Raw genomic sequence first — 22,431 nt, 5'->3', positions numbered from 1 at the left:
CGAGATCATGACCATGCCGGGCCTGCCGCGCGTGCCCTCGTCGGAATCCATCCGGCTCAATGACGAAGGCCTCATCGAAGGCCTGTTCTAGGGCAATGCTCCGCGATGTGACCCGTGCCGCGATGATCGATGGCAAGGCCATCGCGGCGCGCCTGCGGGCCGAGGCGGCGAACGATGCGGCGAAGCTGGCCGAAGAAGGCTGGCAGCCGCGTCTCGTCTCGGTCTCCGTCGGCGATACCGCAGCGGCCGAACTCTATGTCCGGAACCAGCAGAAAAGCGCCGAGAGCGCCGGCGTCGCCTTCGAGGCACGCAGCTATCCGCACGAGACGTCGCCCGAGCAACTGGTCGGCATCCTGCAGGGACTCAACGCCGACCCGCGCGTGCACGGGATCATCATCCAGCGCCCCTTGCCCGCGCATATCCCGGTCAAGGCGTTGCAGAAGGCCGTGCATCCGCTGAAGGACGTGGAAGGCATGCATCCGGCCTCGATCGGCAACATCGTCTACAACGATCTGGCGCTTGGCCCCTGCACGGCGGTGGCGGCGGTGGAAATCATGAAGACGCTGCCGCTGAAGATCGAGGGGCTGGACGTAACGATTATCGGCCATTCCGAAATCGTCGGGAAGCCGATCGCCTTTCTTCTAATGGGACTGGGGGCGACCGTGACGGTCTGCCACCACATGACGCGGTCGGTGGCCATGCATAGCCGCGCGGCCGACGCGGTCTTCGTTGCCGTCGGCAAGCCCGGCCTGGTGACGGGCGAGATGATCAAGCCCGGCGCGGCGTTGATCGACATCGGGATCAACCGGGTCGATGGGAAAACCGTCGGCGACGCGGACTTCGACAGCTGCGCCAGTGTCGCCGGTTGGATCACGCCGGTGCCCGGCGGCGTCGGGCCGGTGACGGTAGCCGTGCTGATGCAGAACGCGGTGCTGGCGACGCGAATGCAGAAAGAGCACTACCAGCAGTCTTTTGCGAGCACGAACAATGGATGACCGAGGTGGGATCATGACAGCCAGTATTATCGACGGAAAGGCGTTTGCCGCTTCGGTGCGCGACGACGTGGCGGCGCGCGTGGGCCAGCTGAAGAAATCGACCGGCATAACCCCCGGGCTGGCGGTCGTCCTGGTGGGCGAGGACCCGGCCAGCCAGGTCTATGTCCGCTCGAAGGGCAAACAGACCGTCGAAGTTGGAATGAACTCCTATGAGCACAAGCTCGGGGCCGACATTTCCGAGGCCGACCTTTTGGCCCTAATCGAAAGCCTGAACGACGACCCGGCGGTGCATGGCATCCTCGTCCAACTGCCGCTGCCGAAGCATCTCAACGAGGATCTGGTCATCAACGCGATCAACCCCGCCAAGGACGTGGACGGTTTTCATCTGTCGAATGTCGGTCTCCTGGGGACGGGGCAGGACTCGATGGTGCCGTGCACGCCGCTCGGATGCCTGATGATGCTGCGCGACCACCACGGAAGTCTGTCCGGTCTGGAAGCGGTGGTGGTCGGTCGCTCGAACATCGTCGGCAAGCCGATGGCGCAACTTCTCCTGGGAGACAGCTGCACGGTGACGATTGCCCATTCGCGGACGAAAAATCTGGCGGACGTGGTGCGCCGCGCCGACATCGTGGTAGCCGCCGTCGGTCGGCCCGAGATGATCAAGGGCGATTGGATCAAGCCCGGCGCCACGGTCATCGATGTGGGCATCAACCGGGTCGCGGCGCCGGAAAAGGGCGAGGGCAAGACGCGTCTCGTCGGCGATGTCGACTTCGCCAGCGCCGCCCAGGTCGCCGGCGCGATCACGCCGGTGCCGGGGGGCGTCGGGCCGATGACCATCGCCTGCCTGTTGTCCAATACGCTGACCGCCTGCTGCCGTGCCAATTCCGACGCGTCCGAGGCGTAGCGCGACGACCGGCGCCCTATCCGGTCGCGGCGCCTCTGCGCGTCAGATCGGACAAAATTGCCAACGCGTCACGTGCGATGGTGGCGACAATTTCTCCGGCCGGCTCAATCGCTTCGACCCGGCCGGCGACCTGACCCGCGAACAGCGCCAGCCGCTCGAGATCGCCGCGCATCGATTGGAGCGGCGAATCGGTGCTGAAGAGATAGATCGACCGGTCGTCCTCCATCGCGATCGCCTCGCGCGGCAGGTCCTCGGCCTTGTAGCCGAACAGCCGCGCGCCGAGGGTTTCGGTGACGTCGCTGGCAAGGACCCGGACCGGCGAGTTGGGCGGCCAGTTGATGGCGAAGGCGTCGGTGTGGACGGTGTCCTCGCAGGACGCCGCGGCGACGCGGCGCTTGTGCAGGTCGTGGGCGAAGGATTCCTGCGTCGCCAGGAAGGCGGTGCCGCAGTGGATGCCCTGCGCGCCGAGCGCCAGCGCCGCGACGAGGCTGGCACCGGAGGAAAATCCTCCCGATCCGACCACGGGAATTTTAAGCGCGCTGGCGACCTGTGGCAGCAGTACCAGCGAGGATACGCTGCCGTGAACATGGCCGCCGGCCTCGACCCCCTGGACGATCACCGCATCCGCTCCGGCGGCTTCGGCAGCCCGCGCGGCGGCGAGCGATCCGACCTGATAGAGCACCCGGCATCCGGCCCGCTTCGCCGTCTCGATTGCCTCCGGGACGACGTCCCAGAAAAAGACCATCGCCCGAACCTTGGCCTCAAGGCAGACCGCCAACTCTTCGTCGAAAAGCGTGGGGTCGGTCGCCGCCGGGATCAGGTTGACGCCGAAGGGCCGGTCGGTGCGCGAGCGGACGGACGGGACCGATCGGCGAAACGACCGTCATGGACACGTCCCGAGCACGTAGCGCAGCACCACGTCGGCGTATCGACCGCCGAGGCGTATCTGACCGACTCCGTCCAGAAGTCACCGCCGAAGATGTGGCCCGCGACAGGCCTTGGTTAGCAGAATGGGTATTTTCTCCTTACCGCGTGAGGTCGCCCGGCAGGCCTTCGAGAGCCGCATCGATGGCGTCGCTGAGACGCTCGACGATCGTTGCTATCTGGGTTTCGTCGACAATGAACGGGGGCGCGAGGAGGACATGATCGCCCCGCACGCCATCGATCGTACCGCCCATCGGATAGACCATCAGCCCACGCGCCATCGCCTCGCGCTTGATAAGGGCGTGGAGCTTCAGCTTCGGGTCGAAGGGCTCCTTGGTCGAGCGGTCGCGGACCAGCTCGATGCCCCGGAACAGGCCACGCCCGCGGATGTCGCCGACGTGATGGTGATTGCCGAACCGCTCGACAAGACGCCTGTTCAGGCACTCGCCCATGGCCACGACGTTATCGAGGAGGCCGTCGCGGCGGATGATGTCCTGAACGGCGAGGCCCGCGGCCGCGGCCATCGGATGGCCCATATAGGTGTGGCCGTGCTGGAAGAAGCCGGAGCCCTTCGAAAAGGCCTCGAAGATCTGTGCCGACACAAGCACCGCGCCGACCGGCTGGTAGCCACCGCCGAGACCCTTGGCGATGGTCATCAGGTCCGGCACGATGCCGTCCTGCTCGCAGGCGTGTAGCGTCCCGGTACGGCCCATGCCGCACATGACCTCGTCGAGGATCAGCAGGACGCCGTAGCGGTCGCATATCTCGCGGATGCGCTTGAAATAATCGCCGACCGGCGGCACGGCCCCGGCGGTCGCGCCGACCACGGTCTCGGCGACGAAGGCGATGACCTCGTCGGCGCCGAGTTCCAGGATCTTGTCTTCCAGCTGCTGGGCGGAACGGGCGGCGTAGTCGGCGTCGCTCTCGCCGTCTTCGCGCAGACGGTATGCGTAGCAGGCGTCGATGTGGTGGGTTTCGATCAGAAGCGGGCGGAACTGCGCCCGACGCCACTCATTGCCGCCCGTCGCCAGGGCACCGAGCGTATTGCCATGGTAGCTCTGCTTGCGTGCGATGATATGGCGGCGCTTAGACTCGCCCTTCTCCACGAAATACTGGCGCGCCATCTTGAGCGCCGCCTCGACGGCTTCCGAGCCTCCGCTGACGAGATAGACGTGGTCGAGCCCGTCCGGCGCGTCCTCAACGAGGCGATCGGCCAAACGCTCGGCGACCTCGGTCGTGAAGAAACCGGTATGGGCGTAGGCGATCGTGTCGAGTTGCTCGTGCAGAGCGGCGATGACGTCAGGATGGCCATGGCCGAGGCAAGAGACGGCCGCGCCCCCCGAAGCATCGATGTAACTCTTGCCGTCGCGATCGAACAGCTCGATGCCTCGTCCCGCGACGGCGACGGGCATTACGGCATTGGCCGCACGGTGGAGAATGTGGCTCATGACGGTCTCTTCGCCTGCTTCGGCTTCAGGTGGATGTTGAGGGACGCAAGGTGTTCGTCGGTCCGACGCAGCCCCGCGAGAGCCGCGTCGTCGTCATGGCCTGCCATGATCGCGGCGAGGATTTCGGCGATCACGAAGGCCGGCGCCATGGTGTGGAAGAAGGACGGGCTGGACGTCGGCACGACCATCACGCAGGTCGCGGTCCGGGCAAGAGGGGCAACTTCGCTGTCGGTGATCGCGACGATTTTCACGCCACGCCGGGCGGCATGCTCGGCCAGTTCGACCGTCTGGCGCGTATAGGGCTGGACGCTCGTGACGAGAAGGACATCCTCCGCCGTGGCGGTGGCCAATGCGTCGGCGCCGGTGCCGGCGATCCCGTCGAGTTGGATCGAGCGCTCTCCGATCAGTGTCAGCACGTAATGAAAGTGCCAGGCGACCGCGTGACTGGAGCGCAAGCCGAGGCAGTAGACCCGACGTGCCGCGGCGAGCACCTTGGCGGCGGCGGCGATGCGTTCCAGATTGTCCGGCGACCGGAGCGCCTCGATCTGACGCCCGATGGACGTCAGCATCTCGGCCGCGAGAGCCTTGTCGCCCCGCAGCTTCTGGCCCGCGACCTGCGCCCCGGCCTTGCCGGCAAAGCCAAGGTTCCCGTCCCGTACGGCAGCGGCGTATTTCTCCCGGATGTCGTCGAACCCGTCCATACCCAGATGCTGGGCGAGGCGCGTCATGGTTGCGGGCTGGACGCCGGCTTGCCGGGCCTGCTCCCGCATCGACAGGAGGGCCACATCGCTGGGGTGGTCGAGCACGTATCGCGCCGCCGTCTGGAGTTGCGGCGACATCGCGCCGAACGCCTTGACGATCTCTTCGGTAAGAGGTCCCTGATCCATGGTTGTCAGTTGTACGCCGTAGCGACAATTATTGCAACAAGTGTTTCAATGATGATAAAAAAGATTCAAACAGGTCATCATCCAAGCGAGTAGCCCCAATGGAAGCCGTCTCTTTCCCGCAGCCCGTCGTCATCGCGGTCGCTCCCAATGGCGGACGTCGCATCAAGGCCGACCATCCGGCCATTCCTCTGACGCCGCGGGAACTGGCGCACACCGCAGCCGAATGCCTGGAGGCCGGCGCCGCGATGATCCACGCGCACGTACGAAAACCCAACGGGACACATCTCCTCGACGCCGGCGCCTATCGCGACGCCATCGCGGCTATTCACGGGGTTGTGGGCGATCGCATGGTCATTCAGATCACCAGCGAAGCGCTGGGGATCTATACGCCCGCCGAGCAACGAAGCGTCGTGCGCGAGGTCAAGCCCGAGGCGGTATCCCTGGCGCTGCGCGAGCTCGTGCCCGACGACAGCGAGGAAGCCGCGTTCGCCGACTTGCTCGCCTGGATGAAGCGCGAAGGCGTCGTCCCCCAGATCATTCTCTACGCGCCGGAGGAGGCGGTACGGCTCGACGCCATGTGGCGGCGAGGCCTGGTTCCCTTCGATCGCATTCCCGTGCTTTACGTGCTCGGCCGCTACACCGTCGGGCAGACATCGACGCCGGCCGCCCTCCTGCCGTTCCTGGCACCCGAAATGCCGCGCTTCGCACACTGGAGCGTCTGTGCCTTCGGGCAGCATGAAACGGCCTGCGTGACGGCGGGGGCGCTCCTCGGAGGGCACGCGCGGGTCGGTTTCGAGAACAACCTGTTCCGGCCGGATGGCACGCTGGCGGACACAAACGCCGACCTGGTTTCGTCAGTAGCAGAGACGATTCGAGGCTGCGGCTTGACGGTTGCGGACGCAGACGATCTGCGACGCTTCAGTGCAGATTAGACCGAGGCATTGAACCGAAGCGCCGGCATCCGGCTTTGAAGGTCCTGTTCACCTTCGGCTATGGCAGCGAGATCTTCGCCTCAGCGGGGGACGACGCCCTGAAGCCTTTCCTGCAAAAACCCTACCGGGATGACGAACGCGCTCGCGCCGTCCGAAACGCCATCGAATGACGGGCGGTGCCGAGCCCGGTCGGGCGGCATCTCAGCACCAGCTGGCCTCGTTTGTCGCCGTGTTGTGGAACAGTTCGTGGACATTGGCCTCGAGCAGTCGGTAGCCGACATTGCCGAACAGCTTTTGCCGACCCTCGTTGAGCAGGAAGGTCGGGCTGCCCTCGGCGCCGTTCTTGCGGCTCATCTGGTCGTCGGCGGCAAGCTGCGCCAGCGCTTCGGAGGATCGGATCTTGCGGTCGACGCTGCTGTAGTCGATGCCGAGACGATCGGCGATCTCCTCGTGGACCCGCCAGTCGGAAATATCCTTCGCCGACGCGAAGAAGGCGCGGCGCAGCTCCCAACTGGCGCGTGTGGAAAGCCGGTCGAGATAAGGCAGTTGTTCGGCCTCGCCGCCCGTCGCGTCGGCTTCGACCAGTTCGACAGCCTTGACGAACAGGTGGGCGCTTGCGGAGCTTCGCGGCCGGGTTTCGAGCCACAGGCGCTCGTGAACCTCGATGTGGGGAAACTTCTTCGCCACCTCGTTGATGTGCCGATTGAAGCCCTCAAAGCCATCACGATGCTTCCAGCTCGTCTCGATCTTGCCCCAGGCGTCGGGAAAGACAGGGCAGAAATGGGCGTCGATCGCGAGGTCGGCGCCGAATTTCTCCACCAGTGCCTCGAGGCGGCGCTGAGCGGCATAGGCCCAGATGCACAGGATGTCGGAATAATACGATAGCTGGACCGGGACCATGAGAGCGCCTCTTCTTGCAAAGCATCTGGAAAATGGGCCGCCACCGAGGCGGCCCGCATCATCAGGCCGAAGCTCTGCGCCAAGCGGCGCGCAGACGAAGACGACGCCGGAGCCTCGCGACTCTAAGCCAGCCAGGTCATGGCGCTCTTGTAGAGCATATAGACGGCGACAACGAAGATCAGCCCGGCGAAGGCCATGTTCAGCGCGCCCTTCTTCGCCGCGAGCCCTCGCGCGGCGGTGGCGCCGACCAGGCCCCCGGCGATCCCCCCGCCGATGAAGACGAGGGCGAGCGTCCACAGCACGTAACCGGAAAAGGCGTAGCTCAAGGCGGTGGCCAGGCCGAAAGCGGCGACGGCGACCAGCGAGGAGCCGACCGCGTTGAGGATCGGCATGCCGGTGGACGCGATCAGCCCCGGGACGATCAGAAAACCACCGCCGATGCCGAAGAAACCCGAGAAGGCGCCGGTGACGGCCCCGAAGCCCAGCACTTTCGGCGCGTTCTCGCGGTTGCACTCGGCGCCGGCATCGCCCGTGCTGCCCCGGCGGCGGAACATCAAGACCCCGACGACGAGCATCAGGATGGCGAACAGAAACAGCAATTGCTGACCGTCGATGGCCTTGCCGACGGCCGCGCCGCCGAGCGCGCCGAGGACGCCGGCGCCACTATAGAGCGCGGCGCAACGCCATTTCACATTGCCATGACGGGCGTGGCTGACGAGGTTCGCCGCGGCATTGGCGGCGACCGCCAGGGCGCTGGTGCCGATCGCCATATGCGCGCCGGGCACGCCGACGAGATAGACCAGAAGCGGCACCGCCAGGATCGAGCCGCCGCCGCCGAACAAGCCGAGGGTGAAGCCGACGAGCGAGCCTGAAAAGGCGCCGAGCAGATACTGGGAGAGGTCGAGGGCCATCGGGCAAGCTTTCGGCGGCAGTGGAGCGCCCACCAGCTCGGCAGGCGCTCCTGTTGGTTCTTGACGGACTCAGAGAGGTATCAGCGCGTCTCGACCGGCAGGCCGCATTCGCGCCAGCCTTTCAAGCCGCCCTCGATGCTCTTGGCGGTGTAGCCCATGTCGGTGAGCGTCTTCGCTGCCATGGCCGCGCGAGCGCCGGAAGCGCACAGCACATAGACCGGCTGGTTCTTGTCCAGCGCCGCGGTCAATCCGGCATCGGCGGTCTCGGCCGAGGGATCGGCGCGCGCTTCCAAAAACCCACGGGGAACGTGGACAGACCCGGCGACGCGGCCGGTCTGCGCGAGTTCTCCGGCCTCGCGCACATCCAGGATGACGGCGTCGGCGCCATGCGCGTCGCGCGGCGAGACAGAGCCTGCCGTCGCCATTGCGGCGGCGATGAAGTCTTTAATACCCATGGCTATCAATTGCCTCCTTGGAACCGGTTCGCGGGAATCTTGAAATAGTGGTTGCCGTCGTCTTCGGCGGGCGGCAGCCGGCCGCCGCGCAAATTCACCTGCAGGGCGTGGAGCATCCGATCGGGGAGGGGGAGTGTGCGATCCCGCTTCTCGCGCGTCTGGATAAACGCGCTCTCGGACGTCCCGTCCTTGACGTGGACGTTGCCGCGCTTGTGCTCGTCGACGGTGGCTTCCCAGGCCGGCCCGTCGCGCTCGTCCGAGCCATAGTCATGGCCGACAAACAGGCGCGTGTCGCGGGGAAGCGCCAGAATTGCCTGGATCGAGCCCCAGAGCTCCTTGGCCGAACCGCCCGGAAAGTCCGCGCGCGACGAGCCCTTGTCGGGGTACATCAACGTATCATGGACGAAAGCGGCGTCGGCGACGACATAGGTGATCGAGCCGAGTGTATGGCCTGGCGACAGCATCACCCGGACGTCCAGTTCGCCGATCTTGAAACTCGCTCCGTCGTCCCAGAGGACATCGATGTCCCGCTCGGGATCGAAGCCGCCGGGCAAGTTGTAGAGGCCTTCCCAGAGCGAGGCGATTTCCTTGACCTTCGCCCCGATGGCGGTTGGCGCGCCGAGTTTCTCCTTCAGATAGGCCGAGGCCATCATGTGATCGGCATGCGGATGGGTGTCGAGAATCCACTCGACCTCCAGGCCTTCCCGTTTCACATGGGCGAGAATCTCGTCGGCGCTGTCGGTCGATGTCTGCGCCTCGCTCGGGTCGAAGTTCAACACGACGTCGATCAACGCCGCTTTTCGCGTGGTCGGGTCGGCGCAGACATACTGAATGGAGCCGGTGTCTTCCTCATAGAAGCCCCAGATGTCGGGACTTCCCTTGCCGCGGGAGGGGCTATGTCGCGTGAGCGTCATTGGCTATCTTTCCTTTCCAGATTCAGAATGGGCTGAAGCAGTCCGCGAAAAATCAGCGCGGAAGAATTTCTTGCGTTGATACGCTTGGTGTCGTGAGCCGCGGCCGCACGCCCGACGAGCGGGCGTCCGGCGTCGCTCCTCGCGGGGACGCCAACTTTCCGGAGATCATCAAGACTTCGTCCGCGATCGCCGGGGGAGCGGCAGGGGCTCTACGGCAGCCGCCGACGTTTCCTTGATCTCGCCGCGATCACCGCCCCCGCTGCCCAGCTTGAAGGGGGGATCCGGGCAGAAGGCCTTCTGCAAGGCTTCGATGATCAGCAAGATTTCGCTGCGAGCGATCTTGTAGTAGACGGTCGTCCCCACGCGTCGCGATTCGACCAGCCCATCAGCCCGCAGCCGCATAAGTTGCTGGGACATCCGCACCTGGTCGATCGCGAGCTCTTCGCGCAACTGGCTCACGGGCTTCTCCCCGTCGGCCAGTGCGCAGAGCACGAGCAAGCGTTGCGGATGCGACAGGCTGCCCATCAGATCCGCCGCCTCTTCCGAAGCCTGAATCACGTCACTTACATTCATAATCATGAATTTAAGGAACTTGAATGTAAATGCAACCCCCGGCGAGCCAAGAGCGCACGATATCCCCGTTTCGCCGAAATGGGTCTTGGCACAGTCGCGCCGGCGTCCTACGCATTCCTCGGTAGATCATCGACAAATACCAGTCAGGACAATCACCAAGCTCAGGGCAATGCGGGTTCGTGTCGCTCCGCCGACCGCCGCCCCATCCGACAAAAGCTGTTTAGACGGGAGAACGAGAATGTGGTGTGGAGTAATGCCGGCCGCGACCACGAAGTTCCGCGAGGACGGCGACCTCGACCGCGCGGAGAACGAGCGCTGCTTCGGCATCCAGATGGATGCCGGATGTGATGGCCTGATCATCTGCGGCTCACTCGGCGAAGGGCCGATGCTGACTCTGGCGGAGAAGCTCGAGCTTCTGCGGATCGCCAAATCGGCCGCGGACGGCAAGCCGGTGCTGATGACGGTCGCCGCCGCCTCCACCGCCGAATCCTGCGACATCGCCAGGGCCGCCGCCAAGGCCGGCGCCGACGGGTTGATGATTGTCCCGAGCCTTGTCTATTTCACCGATCGCCGGGAGACGCTGGACACCTTGCGGGCGGTGGTCCAGGCGGGAGATCTTCCGGCGATGATCTACTCCAATCGGGTTGCCTACAAGGTCGACGTGACGCCGGATATGATGGAAGACCTCGCGCCCGACGCGCGCTTCGTCGCGATCAAGGAATCCTGCGACGATATCCGCCGCACGACCGAAATCATCAACCGCCTCGGCGACCGCTACGACATTTTCACCGGTGTCGACAATCTGGCCTTCGAGGCGCTGTCGGTCGGCGCAATCGGCTGGGTGGCGGGCCTCGTCGTCGCGTTTCCGCGCGAGACTGTGGCGATTTACCGCCTGATGAAGGCGGGGCGCGCCAAGGAGGCGCTCGGCATCTATCGCTGGTTCCGACCGCTGCTCGATCTCGACGTGTCGCGCTACCTCGTCCAGAACATCAAGCTCGCGGAAGTTCACGCCATCCAGTCAAACGACCGTGTCCGCCTGCCGCGTCAGCCGCTCCAAGGCGCCGAGCGTCAGCGGGTGGAGAAGGTGATCGCCGACGCCCTCGCGACCCGCCCGCAACTTCCATCTTTCGTCTGAGGTCCGAGTCGGATGAATCCATCGCCAGATCGCAAGGTCGATGTCGCCATTGTCGGCTCGGGTATCGTGGGCGTTTCGATCGCCCATGCGCTCGTGCGGGACGGCCTGACCGTGACCCTCGTCGATCGGGAGGGCGTCGCCTGCGGCGCGAGCCGCGGCAATGCCGGCGCGCTCGCTTATTCGGATGTGCTGCCGCTGGCCTCGCCCGGGATCATGCGAAAGGCCCCCCGCTGGCTCCTCGACCCGGCCGGACCGCTGACGATCCGACCGGGTTACCTGTTGCCGATCGCCCCCTGGCTCTTCCGCTTCTGGCGGGCGAGTTTTCCCGCCGCGGCCGCACGCTCAATGGCGGCGCAGGTCGCGCTCATGACACTCGCCCGCAGTGAGATGCAGCGTCAGGTCGCGGAGGCGTCGCTGTCGCACATGCTGGTCAGCGACGGCGCCCTCGAACTCTACGAGAGCGAGGCCGAACGGGACGCTGCCCGCCCGAATTGGAACGCGCGCGGCCGGGAAGGCATCCGGTTCGAGCATGTGGGCAGGGACGCCATCGACGAATTGCAGCCTGGGCTGGACTCCCGCTTTTCACACGGGACTTTCCTGCCCGAGTGGCAGTCGGTCACCGACCCCTACGATTTTGCCGTGGCGTTCGCCGACAAGCTGCGGGAACGCGGCGTTTTATTTCGGACCGGCGAGGTGACTGCGGTCGAGCCGGGGGAGGACGGCGTCGTTCTACGCTGTGTCGACGGGGCGGCGATCCGCGCGCGGCAAGTGGTGATCGCGGCGGGGGCATGGTCGAAAAGCCTCGCGACCTCGGTCGGCGACAACATCCCCCTCGACACCGAGCGGGGTTACAACACGACGCTGCCACGCGGCGCCTTCGACCTTCGGCGCCATCTGACCTTCGGCGGCCATGGCTTCGTGGTGACCCGGCTCTCCTCCGGCATCCGCGTCGGCGGAGCGGTGGAGTTCGGCGGGCTGCGCCTGCCGCCGAACATGCGCCGGGCCGACGTGATGCTGGCCAAGGCCAAGGCCTTCCTGCCGGCCCTCGACACGACGGGCGGCAAAAAGTGGATGGGCTACCGGCCGTCGCTTCCCGATTCCCTGCCGGTGATCGGGGGCTCGCCGCGTGCCCCTGCTGTCTTCTATGCGTTCGGCCATGGCCATCTCGGTCTGACGCAATCGGCGGCCACGGGCCGCCTCATAGCCGACCTCGTTGCCCACCGTCCGACCGCGATCGACGTCGCGCCGTTCCGGCCAGATCGCTTCTAGCTGCAGATTTCCGGAGGTCTCTCGATGGCACGTCACACGTTCTTTTGCATAGACGGTCATACCTGCGGCAATCCGGTTCGGCTTGTCGCTGGCGGCGGGCCGGCGCTGGTCGGGGACACCATGATCGAGAAGCGCGCCCACTTCCTGCGCGAATACGACTGGATTCGCACCGGCCTGATGTTCGAGCCGCGTGGTCACGACATGATGTCGGGTGCGATCCTCTATCCCCCGACGCGGTCGGACTGCGACACGGCGATCCTCTTCATCGAGACCTCCGGATGTCTCGCCATGTGCGGCCATGGCACGATCGGCACCGTGACGATGGCGCTCGAAAACGGCTTGATCCGTCCACGGGAACCGGGCGTGGTCCGGCTCGACACGCCCGCCGGACTGGTCGTCGCGACCTATACCGAAGTGGACGGATACGTCGCCGAGGTTCGATTGACGAATGTCCCGGCCTTCCTGTTCCGCGAGGGACTGGAGGTGGAAAGTCCGCATCTCGGCCGGCTCACCGTCGATGTCGCCTATGGCGGCAATTTCTACGCGATCGTGGACAGCCAGGAAAATTTCGATGACATGGCGGCGTTCTCGGCCGGGCAGCTCGTGGAGATGTCCGGCGCGCTCCGCCAGGCCCTTAACGACGCCTACCAATTCGTCCATCCGGAAAAGCCGGAAATCAACGGTCTCAGCCATATTTTGTGGACCGGCAAGCCCACCCGGCCGGAGACGACCGCCCGCAACGCCGTCTTCTACGGCGACAAGGCGATCGACCGCAGCCCCTGCGGCACCGGCACCTCGGCTCGGATGGCGCAATGGGTCGCAAAAGGCCGGCTGGAGCCGGGCGACGACTTCGTCCATGAAAGCATCATCGGCTCGCTGTTTCGCGGCCGCGTCGAGGAGAACGCGCGGGTCGGCGACCTGCCGGCGATCATCCCGTCGGTGGCCGGCTGGGCGAGGATGACGGGTCTCAACACCATCTTCATCGACGACCGCGATCCTTTCGCGACGGGATTCCAGGTCGTCTGAGTCCAGCGAATGAGAGGTTCCGCATGAAGATCACCGGCATCAAGGCGTGGCAGGTCGACCTTCCGTTGAAGGAGGGACGCTACACTTGGTCGAGCGGCCATTTCGTCGAAATCTTCGACAGCACGGTCGTTGCGGTCGAGACGGATGCGGGCATCACCGGCTACGCCGAGTGCTGCCCGCTCGGCTCAGCCTATCTGCCGGCCTTCGCGGCCGGCGTGCGCGCGGGCCTGGCGGAGCTGGCGCCGCAATTGCTGGGCCTCGATCCGACCGACCTTGGCGTCGTCAACGCCTATATGGACCGGGTTCTGCGTGGCCATCCCTATATCAAGGCGCCGCTCGACATCGCCTGTTGGGATATTCTCGGCAAGGCGGCCGGCCTGCCGGTGTGGAAGCTGCTGGGCGGCAAGGCGCAGGCGCATGTCGCGCTGTATCGCGCCATCAGTCAGCGGGGCTCGGCGGAGATGGCGGCGAATATCGAGGGCTACCGGGCGGAAGGCTATCGCAAATTCCAGCTCAAGGTCGGCGGCGACGCCGACGCGGACATTGCCCGCATTCGCGCGACCCGTTCGGTCCTCCAGGATGGAGAGGTTCTTGTCGCCGATGCCAATACCGGCTGGACGCGAGCCGAGGCGGCGCGGGTCGTGCTGGCGGTCCGAGACCTCGACGTCGTGATCGAACAGCCTTGCCCGACCTATGACGAGTGCCTGTCGGTGCGCCGGCGAACCCCGCTGCCCTTCGTGCTCGACGAAGTCATCGACAGTGTCGCGACGCTGCAGCGCGCCCTGGCCGACGACGCCATGGACATCGTCAATTTGAAAATTTCCAAGGTCGGCGGCCTGACCAAGGCGCGGCTGATGCGCGACCTTTGCGTCGCCAGCGGAACGCCGATGACGATCGAGGACACCTGGGGCGGCGACATCGTCACCGCCACCATCGCCCATCTGGCGCAGTCGACGCCGGCCGAATTCACCTTCTCGGCGACCGACTTCAACTCCTACAGTACCGTCTCGATCGCTGACGGGGCGCCGATACGGGAGAATGGGACCATGCGCGCGTCGGACGAGCCGGGCCTTGGCGTGACCCCGCGCTGGGACGTGCTGGGCGAGCCCTGTCTGAACGTCGGGAGCTAGACGCATGCGCAGCTCCAAACTCGTCCACATCGTCGGCTGCCACGCGGAAGGCGAGGTCGGCGACGTCATCGTCGGCGGCGTGGCGCCGCCGCCGGGCGACACGCTCTGGGAACAATCCCGCCACGTGGCGACCGACGGCGAATTGCGCAATTTCGTCCTCAACGAGCCGAGGGGCGGCGTCTTCCGCCATGTCAATCTGCTGGTGCCGCCGAAGCACCCCGATGCCGCGATGGGTTTTATCATCATGGAGCCGGCCGATACCCCGCCGATGTCGGGCAGCAACGCGATCTGCGTCGCGACGGTCCTCCTCGACAGCGGGATCGTGCCGATGCGCGAACCGGTCACCCGCTTCCGGCTGGAAGCGCCGGGCGGGCTGGTGGAGATCAGCGCCGACTGCCGGGATGGCAAGGCCGAGCGCATCACGGTCACCAACGTCCCGTCCTTCGCCGATCGCCTTGGCGTCAAGCTTGAGGTCGAGGGGCTGGGCACGTTGACCGTCGATACGGCCTATGGCGGCGACAGCTTCGTGCTCGTCGACGCCGCTGAGGCCGGTCTTGAAATCAGCCCGGCGAACGCGGCGGTGCTGGCCGACGCGGGCATGAGGATCACCCGCGCCGCCAATCAGCAGATTGGCTTCCGGCATCCTCAGAATGCCGAGTGGGACCACATCTCCTTCTGCCAGTTCACCGAACCGGTGACGCGGGAGAACGGCATCCTAGCTGGCCGCAACACGGTGGCGATCCGCCCCGGCAAGCTCGACCGCTCGCCGACCGGCACGGGCTGTTCCGCCCGCATGGCGGTGCTGAACGCGCGCGGTGAAATGCAGGCGGGAGACGCCTTTGTCGGGCAGTCGGTCACCGGATCGCAATTCCACTGCCGCATCGAGAGCCTGACGACGGTGGGTGACCGGCCGGCCATTGTCCCGTCGATCTCCGGGCGGGCCTGGATCACCGGAACGGCCCAGCTGATGCTCGACCCGTCCGATCCGTGGCCTGGCGGATATCGCTTGTCCGACACCTGGCCCGGCGGCTGACGGACCGCAGACGTCTAAAAGGCCGCCCGGTAGATCGACAGCGCGTCGGATTCCGAGACATCGCGCGGATTGTTGACCAAAAGGCGTTGCTGCTTCATCGCGTCGGCCGCCATCTTGGCCAAGTGTTCCTCGCCGATGCCGACATCGCGCAGGCGCGGCGGCAGGCCGAGGCGCTTCGACAATGCGGCGAGTTCCTCTACGAAAGCGGCGCAGCGGCCTTGCGTGCTTTCCTCGCGTTCCAGCGCCGGAAAGGCGTCCGCCGCGATCTCGGCATAAAGATACGCCGCGTCGGGCGCGTTGAAGCGCAGGACATGCGGCAGCACCAGCGCGTTGGACAGGCCGTGCGGGATATGGAAGGTCCCGCCGATCGGGTAGGCGAGGGCATGGACGGCGGCGACCGGCGAATTGGCGAAGGCCTGGCCGGCAAGCATCGAGCCGAGCAGCATGGCGCCGCGTGCTGCCACATTGGCCGGTTCGGCGATCACCGCTTCGATATTCGCGCCGAGCAAACGCAAGGCTTCGCGCGCCAGCATCTTCGACAGTGGGTTGTTGTTGGCGTTCTTCGACGCATAGGCCTCGATCGCGTGGACCATGGCGTCGACGCCGGTGGCCGCGGTAATCGCCGGCGGCAGTCCGAGGGTGAGTTCGGCGTCGAGCACCGCGATGTCCGGCAGGATCAGCGCCGAGGAAACGCCGCGCTTTTCCTCCTCGCCGACCGTGATGATCGAGACCGGCGTCACTTCCGAGCCGGTGCCGGCCGTTGTCGGCACGAGTACCAGCGGAAGCCTCGGGCCCTTGGCGTTGCCGACGCCCCAGGCGTTGTCGAGGCTCTCGCCGGAGCCGGCGATGAGCGCGACGAGCTTGGCGACGTCGAGGGACGAGCCGCCGCCGAAGCCGATGATGCCGGTTGCCTCCGCCGATCGGGCGGCGTCGGTCGCGGCCTCCAGAATCGACAGTTTCGGATCGGCCGCGACGTCGTCGAAGATGGTGACGGCGGCGCCGGACTCGGCCAGCGAGGCGATCGCCGGGTCGCAGAGGCCGAGCGCGCGGAGGCCAGGGTCGGTGACCAGCAACACGCGCGCGCCGAGCGTCTTCGCCGCGATCGGCCCCAGCCGCCTGGCCGCGCCCGGCTCGAACACGATCGACGGCGTGGTGTTGAAGAGGAAGGGCGTCATGGCGAGATCTTTCCCGTTATCGTCTCGTTGTCGAATCGTAGCCGCCAGTCTGGCGCGGAACGAGCCGTTCGCCCAGCCATGCGCACCGGTGCTCCCTTTTGCAGCGCGTGCGGGATGAGCCTTGCCGTCAGCTCGGCCCGCGAAATTTGTCAACCAGGCGGAACACCAGACCCGCCGTGGTCATCACCAGGAAAACCCTGGTGACGTGATGGGTCGCGACAAAAGCCACCTCGACATGGAGGGCCAGCGCGATCAGGCTCGTTTCGGTCAGACCGCCGGGGGAATAGGCAAGCAGCAGGTCGAGGACCGGCAAACCGATCAGGCGGTTCAATCCCAGCGAAAAGCCGAGCGTGATCGACAGCAAGATGGCGGTCGATCCCAGTGCGAGCCCAAGAATCCGCGCGAGTTCGGTCAACCGGGTTCCGGCAAACCGGCAGCCGAGGGCGGTGCCGAGCACCAACTGCGCGGCCGCCACCAGCTCGTAGGGCGGGCGGAACTCCGTGATCCCGGTCAAATGCACCGCGCCGCTGGCCAGCATCGGCCCCATCAGATAGGGCGCGGGCAGTCGCAGTATTCGTCCCAGGACGATCCCGACGAGCCCGGTCAGAACCAGCCATGCTTCCACCGTCCATGGCGCGTCGAAGATGGACAGCCCGGTCGTCGGTCGTGTGATCACCTGTTCGCCGGTCACTACGTCGAGGACGAACGGCAGCGAGAAGACGATCAGCATGATGCGGCTGGAATGGATCAGGGCGATGATCCGCGGATCGCCGCCCTTGGCTTGGCCGAGCGTCACCATCTCGATCAGGCCGCCGGGCATGCCGGCGAAATAGGCGGTCGGCAGATCGAAACCGGCGACGCGGTAGAAATAGGTCACGCAGGCCGCCGCCGCGACGAAGAGGAAGACCATCAGGCCGAGGAGGCTCGGCAGCCAATCCGCTATCCCGGTCACCATACCCGGCGTAAAGCCTGCTCCCAGCAGCACCCCGACGAGCATGGTCATGGGAGGTCGCAGGATTGTGGGCGCGGTAACCGGCATTCGCAGGAGCGAGGCGAGGAGGCACGCTGCCAGCGGCCCGAGCATCCAGGGCAGCGGCAGCGACAGACGCAGGAAGACGAAGGCGCCGATAAGGCCGATCCCCAGGGCCAGCGCGAAGCGCGCATAGGCAAAGCGCTTCGGTGCGAGAGGCTCCAGGGCTTTGGCCAGCCGGTCGCGTATCGCGCTCATCGCCGTCCGTTCGCGGAAGTGCCGCGGTCGGGCGGGCCAAAGCCGTCGCCGGCATGCGGTGTCCGGCGGCGTGCGGTTCTCTTCATCGTGCGGAATACGGTCATATCGGACAAGGTACGAGGAACGATCTCGCCGTCGGGGCAAGACAGGAAGGAGGAAGTGGACGCCAATCCGTCCCATCGGAACGAACTGCCGCTCGCGGCGGAACGATGTAGTCCTAAACCATGCTTACGGCCGGCGGAACCGGGTACCGATGTCGTGTGCCGCTCCGGCGGGCCATCTGCACCGTGACCTCCTGCACCGGGTCGCAGGTTTCAGGTCGAACGCTCGTCGCGCTTGTGCGTCCTCGTCGATGATCATGGCGTCGGATTTCTGCTGGCAGCGGGCAACCTTGCGCGCTTGCTAAGGTGCGCGCGAACGCAAAAAGGCGCCCCGGAGGACGCCTTTTAAATCACTGAGAATGCGTTCGTTTTTTGGTTGCGGGGGTTCGCTTCAACCGCTGTCATAAAAGGGATGCCCGGCGCCCTTCCTTCCTCGGCCTTGGCAACGCCAAGGATACCCATCAACTCGCCGCGTAGCTCGGCATAAACCTCGCCACGCTTCTCTCCAGGGGTAACGATCACCTCGCCAATCAATGAGCGCAGCGCCTCCGCGGCCTGCCTGCCCCCATCGGGATCGTTCAGAGCTTCGGCGAAGCGCGCGACGTTGCGGCGGTAGTTCGACGCGATATTGGGATGAACATCCGGCACATCGGCAGCGGCTTCCGCCATGCGGGCAGTGATTTCGGTCTTCTGCCGTTCCAATTCGTCCATCCGCGCCTTCATCGACGGTTGATACATACCATCCTCGATGGCCGAGATGATCCCGGCAATGGCGCGCCCGATCTTCGCCAACGTGCGGCGGTCGGTTTCGTGCTGGGCACGGCGCTGATGGTTCAGCCGGTTGGTTTCCTCGACATAGGCACGCACGGCCTCCTCGACCGCCTCAGCCGAAACCAGCCTGTCCTGCAACCCGGCCAGCACCCGCGCCTCCAGTTTCTTGCGCAAGATGGTGCGGTTGTTGGTGCAGTTGCCGCGCCGGTGATGATTCAGGCAGCCGAGCCGGTCGGAGAGAATAATGCCGATCTTCCCGCTGCAACAATTGCAAGTCAGAAGGCCGGAAAGGAGAGAAACAGGCCGGTTCGCCAGATGCAGGCGCCTCGCCCTGCCCTCGCGGGTGTTGGCCGGGTTCGGCCCGAAAATTTCGGCGATCTGCCTTTGCCGCTCGCGCACCGCGTTCCAAAGTGCATCATCTACGATCCGAAGATGCGGAACCTCGACCCTGATCCATTCGGATTCCGGGTTCGGTCGCGAGACACGCTTGCCTGTGCTGGGGTCTTTGACAAAGCGCAGGCGGTTCCAGACCAGAACGCCTGCATAAAGCTCGTTATTGACGATGCCGGTGCCGCGTGTGCGGTGACCCCGAATGCTGGTATCGCCCCATGCTCGCCCGAGTGGGCCTGGAATGTCAGCCTTGTTCAGATCGACGGCAATGGCCTTGGGAGGTTTGCCCGCTGCAAACTCGCGCAAGACGCGCCGCACGATCTCCGCTTCTTCCGGGACGATCTCGCGGTCGCCCCGGACCGGCTCGCCGTTGGCGCCGAGCTTCTTCACCACCCTGTAGCCATAGCAGAGGCCGCCGCCCGCCTTGCCCTTCTCGACCCGCCCGCGCAGTCCGCGATGGGTCTTCATGGCGAGGTCCTTCAGAAACAGGGCGTTCATCGTGCCTTTCAGGCCGACATGAAGCTCGCTGATCTCGCCTTCTGCCAGCGTCACGATGATGACGCCCGCGAACTTCAACTGCTTGTAGAGCGTGGCGACATCAGCCTGATCGCGGCTGATCCGATCCAGTGCCTCGGCCAGCAGGATGTTGAACTCACCGTGCTGCGCATCGCGCATGAGCCTCTGGATGCCCGGTCGCAGGATCGTGCTCGATCCCGATATGGCCGCATCCTCGTAGGAGCCGACAATCTCCCATCGCTCCCGCTGCGCATGTTCCCGACACAGGCGAAACTGGTCCTCGATGGACGCCTTGCTCTGGTTGTCGGATGAATAGCGGGCGTAAAGGGCTGCGCGGGACATGGTGGCCTCCTGTGGTTCGGGCTGGGCGCGTTCCCCTACAGGGTATAGGGTTCGCGCACCCCCGGATCGTCGGATGAAAAATCCTTGGTGTTACGGGTCACAAGCAGGCGTCCGGCAGTCTGCGCCGTAGCCCAGATCACCGCGTCGGGTAGCTTGATGCGATGCGCACGCCGCAATTCCACCGCGCGGTTGGCAATCTCATCGTCCAGGGCGATGACATTGAAACCCTCGAGAAAACGCCGGGTCGGTTCGACCAGATCGGCGTTCGCCCCCACCATCACCTCCATCCAGGTGATGATACTGATGGCCCGGTTTTCAAAGCGCTCGATTTCCTCACGGGCCTGCGGGATCGCGTTCAGGTGGTCGATGAGGATATTGGTATCGAAAAGCGCGCCTACCATTCGCTACGCGCCTTTTCCTGATAGGCCAGACCATCGACCTTGCGCTTGCCCCACAGGCCGAAGCCGTCCTCGACCTGTTCGCGGTGATGGCGACCAAGATAATCGTCTATCGCCGCCCGGATAAGTGCGGCACGGGATTGGCGCACCCGCTTGGCAAGGCTATCGAGGGCTTCGATCTGCGCATCATTCATATCGACAAGGGCTCGCATCGCACTCTCCATTGATATACCTCATGCATATCATGTGTTGCGGTGCAGGGGAAGAGAATAGGCCGCCTCGGTGCGTATATCATTGCGACGATCCGTTCATGCCTTGTCGTCTCCGCCATCGTCGCCCGCGTCGGGCGGCGAATTGTCATTGGCGGCGCGCATGGCTTTCTCGTAGTCCTCGCGCGCCATCCGCCTGCCGATCAGCCGAGCAATCGAAAGCACCACCGTGTCCAGCCGCTCGAGAGCTTCGGCATCGCCCTCCGTATCCTGACCGGCCGGCGCGCGACTGTCGTTTGCCGGACTCTCTCTACCGGAGCGCCACTCGTCATCGGCCATCACCGGCCTCCTGCTCCAGGCCTCCACGATACGGGATCTTCGATCCAGCGATCGATGTCGGATTCCCGCCATCCGGCGCCGTTGATGCTGATCCTGATTTGGGCCGGGAACGTACCTTCGGCGATCTTCCGGTAGATGGTGGAGCGAGACAGGCCCGTCCGGGAGAGAACGGTGTTCAGGCCGATGATACGGGTCTGGCTGGTGCATGGTTGGGCTGCCTCCTGCTGGCTGCTTCTGAGCGATCCTGGGCCAGAAAGAGGAGCGATTTATCGTTGTGCAAGAGTGATTTAGGCGTGGGCGTAGTGTGACGAAGAAACGGCGGCACATAGGAAAGATTACAGCCCAAGTCCGCGCCCTCTGCCGAGGTCGATGCCGTGAGTGAAGGCGAGTTCTCGGCCAAGACTGCGACCTGATTCGAACGAGATGCCCAGTTCTCGCTTGCGGTTAGCGAGCAGGGATTCCAGTTGCGGATCGCGTTCGAGGCTCTTCGCCATGTCGCCCATTGCCGACCGGGTGGCCTTGTAGCCCGCCATGTCGCCCGCCTGGTATTGATGCTGGCTGGCGCGGTCGAGCTTCTGCCAGCGCTCCACGAAGCGATCCGCACGAAGCTGCGGATCGGTGCGGATTTCGGTTTCGAGCTGGAGCGCCCGGATGGCGCGGTTGACCTTGCCTGCACCTGCCTCTCGGGCGAGGCCGGGCTCTTTCACGTAGGCTGCTTCCGCATCCCGCCAGCCATGAGGCCGCACGCCCTCGAAAGCCTTGCGAGCGTCGGAAAGTTTCCGCATCTGGTCCGGGCTTCGCTCGCCGCCCGCATCTTCGGCGCCGAATATCGCGTCCACCGCGCGGGCATGACGGATGAGCGCATCGGTGCGGGCCTTGCGCAGCGCCGCCTCCGGGTCCGCCGCCACNGCCGCCCGCATCTTCGGCGCCGAATATCGCGTCCACCGCGCGGGCATGACGGATGAGCGCATCGGTGCGGGCCTTGCGCAGCGCCGCCTCCGGGTCCGCCGCCACGGCTCTTTCCGGTGCATCCGTCGTTCGCCGGACCTTTGCCGCAGCGCTTTCCCGTACCGGCCCCTGCGCTTTGCCAGCGCCCGGCGTCGGCGCTGCCCGTTCCGGCCCCTGTCCGCCATCGGCGGGCAAGCGCAACCCGTCGAACATGCCGCGCACCTTTTCCGGGACGACCTTACGCACGATCTCCGCGACACGGGCGCGGATGGTGATGCCGCGCCGCTCGGCGTAATCCCGCGCCGGGTCGATCTGCTCGTAGTCGGATGCCATGTCCTTGGCCCGGTCGCGCGACAGGGTGCGGACAAGTTTGTCCTGGCTGGCAAAATCGTCGCGGCCGTAATGCAGGTCCATTCCGTCGCGATGCCGGGACAGCGCGACATAGCTGCTGTGCGCGTCCATCCCCGGCGTGGCCAGCACATGCGTTCGATCCACCGTCATGCCCTGCGCCTTGTGGATCGTCGCCGCATAGCCGTGGTCGATGCGGTCGTAGTCCTTCAGGTCGAATGAGATACTGC

General features: G+C 65.4%; 23 protein-coding genes and 2 pseudogenes. 8 read left to right on the top strand and 17 right to left on the bottom strand.

Features of this window, described 5'->3' with window-relative positions:
- Positions 1-95 precede the first annotated feature (95 nt).
- Both VQ044_RS19165 and folD read left to right on the top strand, forming a co-directional pair.
- The gene (locus tag VQ044_RS19165) at positions 96-995 is read left to right on the top strand and encodes a bifunctional 5,10-methylenetetrahydrofolate dehydrogenase/5,10-methenyltetrahydrofolate cyclohydrolase (RefSeq protein WP_327648940.1); all 900 of its coding nucleotides are present in this window, start codon (positions 96-98) and stop codon (positions 993-995) included.
- Positions 996-1,008: 13 nt separating this feature from the next.
- Complete coding sequence (gene folD / locus VQ044_RS19160; protein WP_442872957.1) at positions 1,009-1,899, top strand: bifunctional methylenetetrahydrofolate dehydrogenase/methenyltetrahydrofolate cyclohydrolase FolD; 891 nt, start codon at positions 1,009-1,011, stop codon at positions 1,897-1,899.
- Between the two features lie 16 nt (positions 1,900-1,915).
- Here folD and VQ044_RS19155 read toward each other — a convergent pair whose 3' ends face one another.
- From VQ044_RS19155 to VQ044_RS19145, 3 genes are all read right to left on the bottom strand, one after another.
- A complete protein-coding gene (locus tag VQ044_RS19155; protein ID WP_327648939.1) occupies positions 1,916-2,677 on the bottom strand; it encodes an NAD(P)H-dependent flavin oxidoreductase in 762 nt (253 codons plus the stop codon).
- Between the two features lie 247 nt (positions 2,678-2,924).
- The gene (locus tag VQ044_RS19150; RefSeq protein ID WP_327648938.1) at positions 2,925-4,271 is read right to left on the bottom strand and encodes an aspartate aminotransferase family protein; all 1,347 of its coding nucleotides are present in this window, start codon (positions 4,269-4,271) and stop codon (positions 2,925-2,927) included.
- Complete coding sequence (locus tag VQ044_RS19145) at positions 4,268-5,158, bottom strand: MurR/RpiR family transcriptional regulator (RefSeq protein ID WP_327648937.1); 891 nt, start codon at positions 5,156-5,158, stop codon at positions 4,268-4,270. The genes VQ044_RS19150 and VQ044_RS19145 overlap by 4 nt, the downstream gene beginning before the upstream one ends.
- Positions 5,159-5,256: 98 nt before the next feature.
- On the opposite strand from VQ044_RS19145, the gene VQ044_RS19140 reads away from it, so the two are divergent.
- Positions 5,257-6,090: a 3-keto-5-aminohexanoate cleavage protein gene (locus tag VQ044_RS19140; protein ID WP_327648936.1), complete on the top strand. Its 834-nt coding sequence runs from the start codon at positions 5,257-5,259 to the stop codon at positions 6,088-6,090.
- A 201-nt stretch (positions 6,091-6,291) separates the two neighbouring features.
- Here the strand turns inward: VQ044_RS19140 and VQ044_RS19135 are convergent, their stop codons facing one another.
- From VQ044_RS19135 to VQ044_RS19115, 5 genes are all read right to left on the bottom strand, one after another.
- Positions 6,292-6,990, bottom strand: a complete 699-nt coding sequence (locus VQ044_RS19135) for a DsbA family oxidoreductase (RefSeq protein ID WP_327648935.1) — start codon at positions 6,988-6,990, stop codon at positions 6,292-6,294.
- Between the two features lie 122 nt (positions 6,991-7,112).
- Complete coding sequence (locus VQ044_RS19130) at positions 7,113-7,901, bottom strand: sulfite exporter TauE/SafE family protein (RefSeq protein ID WP_327648934.1); 789 nt, start codon at positions 7,899-7,901, stop codon at positions 7,113-7,115.
- Positions 7,902-7,981: 80 nt separating this feature from the next.
- Positions 7,982-8,356 carry a rhodanese-like domain-containing protein gene (locus VQ044_RS19125; protein ID WP_327648933.1) on the bottom strand — a complete coding sequence of 125 codons (375 nt, stop codon included), beginning with the start codon at positions 8,354-8,356 and terminating at the stop codon, positions 7,982-7,984.
- Between the two features lie 5 nt (positions 8,357-8,361).
- Positions 8,362-9,270 (bottom strand): MBL fold metallo-hydrolase, encoded by a 909-nt coding sequence (locus tag VQ044_RS19120; protein ID WP_327648932.1) that lies wholly within the window; start codon positions 9,268-9,270, stop codon positions 8,362-8,364.
- A 168-nt stretch (positions 9,271-9,438) separates the two neighbouring features.
- Positions 9,439-9,828 (bottom strand): ArsR/SmtB family transcription factor, encoded by a 390-nt coding sequence (locus VQ044_RS19115; RefSeq protein ID WP_327648930.1) that lies wholly within the window; start codon positions 9,826-9,828, stop codon positions 9,439-9,441.
- Between the two features lie 253 nt (positions 9,829-10,081).
- Between VQ044_RS19115 and VQ044_RS19110 the strand changes: the two genes are divergently transcribed.
- The 5 genes from VQ044_RS19110 to VQ044_RS19090 are packed head-to-tail and all read left to right on the top strand — an operon-like array spanning position 10,082 to position 15,436.
- On the top strand, positions 10,082-10,978 hold the full coding sequence (locus tag VQ044_RS19110) for a dihydrodipicolinate synthase family protein (protein ID WP_327648928.1): 897 nt from the start codon (positions 10,082-10,084) through the stop codon (positions 10,976-10,978).
- Positions 10,979-10,990: 12 nt separating this feature from the next.
- The gene (locus VQ044_RS19105; RefSeq protein ID WP_327648926.1) at positions 10,991-12,247 is read left to right on the top strand and encodes an NAD(P)/FAD-dependent oxidoreductase; all 1,257 of its coding nucleotides are present in this window, start codon (positions 10,991-10,993) and stop codon (positions 12,245-12,247) included.
- A 24-nt stretch (positions 12,248-12,271) separates the two neighbouring features.
- The gene (locus VQ044_RS19100; RefSeq protein ID WP_327648924.1) at positions 12,272-13,273 is read left to right on the top strand and encodes a 4-hydroxyproline epimerase; all 1,002 of its coding nucleotides are present in this window, start codon (positions 12,272-12,274) and stop codon (positions 13,271-13,273) included.
- Between the two features lie 23 nt (positions 13,274-13,296).
- A complete protein-coding gene (locus tag VQ044_RS19095; protein ID WP_327648922.1) occupies positions 13,297-14,403 on the top strand; it encodes a cis-3-hydroxy-L-proline dehydratase in 1,107 nt (368 codons plus the stop codon).
- A 4-nt stretch (positions 14,404-14,407) separates the two neighbouring features.
- Complete coding sequence (locus VQ044_RS19090) at positions 14,408-15,436, top strand: trans-3-hydroxy-L-proline dehydratase (RefSeq protein ID WP_327648920.1); 1,029 nt, start codon at positions 14,408-14,410, stop codon at positions 15,434-15,436.
- 14 nt (positions 15,437-15,450) lie between these two features.
- Here the strand turns inward: VQ044_RS19090 and VQ044_RS19085 are convergent, their stop codons facing one another.
- The 9 genes and pseudogenes from VQ044_RS19085 to VQ044_RS25820 form a co-directional block, all read right to left on the bottom strand.
- Entirely contained in the window at positions 15,451-16,611 is a 1,161-nt protein-coding gene (locus VQ044_RS19085) for an iron-containing alcohol dehydrogenase (protein WP_327648918.1), read from the bottom strand.
- A 127-nt stretch (positions 16,612-16,738) separates the two neighbouring features.
- A complete protein-coding gene (locus VQ044_RS19080) occupies positions 16,739-17,839 on the bottom strand; it encodes an AbrB family transcriptional regulator (RefSeq protein WP_327648916.1) in 1,101 nt (366 codons plus the stop codon).
- A 446-nt stretch (positions 17,840-18,285) separates the two neighbouring features.
- Positions 18,286-19,959 carry a recombinase family protein gene (locus tag VQ044_RS19075; protein ID WP_327648914.1) on the bottom strand — a complete coding sequence of 558 codons (1,674 nt, stop codon included), beginning with the start codon at positions 19,957-19,959 and terminating at the stop codon, positions 18,286-18,288.
- A gap of 35 nt (positions 19,960-19,994) precedes the next feature.
- Positions 19,995-20,360, bottom strand: a complete 366-nt coding sequence (locus VQ044_RS19070; RefSeq protein ID WP_327648912.1) for a type II toxin-antitoxin system VapC family toxin — start codon at positions 20,358-20,360, stop codon at positions 19,995-19,997.
- A complete protein-coding gene (locus VQ044_RS19065) occupies positions 20,354-20,569 on the bottom strand; it encodes a CopG family transcriptional regulator (protein WP_327648911.1) in 216 nt (71 codons plus the stop codon). Before VQ044_RS19065 ends, VQ044_RS19070 begins: the two co-directional genes overlap by 7 nt.
- A gap of 96 nt (positions 20,570-20,665) precedes the next feature.
- Positions 20,666-20,905 (bottom strand): hypothetical protein, encoded by a 240-nt coding sequence (locus VQ044_RS19060; RefSeq protein ID WP_327648909.1) that lies wholly within the window; start codon positions 20,903-20,905, stop codon positions 20,666-20,668.
- Positions 20,905-21,093, bottom strand: coding sequence for a helix-turn-helix transcriptional regulator (locus VQ044_RS19055; protein WP_327648941.1), 189 nt, complete (start codon positions 21,091-21,093; stop codon positions 20,905-20,907). Before VQ044_RS19055 ends, VQ044_RS19060 begins: the two co-directional genes overlap by 1 nt.
- 147 nt (positions 21,094-21,240) lie before the next feature.
- Positions 21,241-21,804 (bottom strand): annotated as a pseudogene (locus VQ044_RS25825) (Ti-type conjugative transfer relaxase TraA); the annotation flags it as partial.
- A gap of 10 nt (positions 21,805-21,814) precedes the next feature.
- A pseudogene (locus tag VQ044_RS25820) lies at positions 21,815-22,431 on the bottom strand (Ti-type conjugative transfer relaxase TraA); the annotation flags it as partial.

It is taken from the genome of Aurantimonas sp. C2-5-R2, from assembly GCF_036549495.1.
Classification (GTDB): Bacteria; Pseudomonadota; Alphaproteobacteria; order Rhizobiales; family Rhizobiaceae; genus Aurantimonas; species Aurantimonas coralicida_A.
The sequence above is the reverse complement of the archived record's forward strand: the minus strand, read 5'-3'. Positions and strand labels throughout refer to the sequence as shown.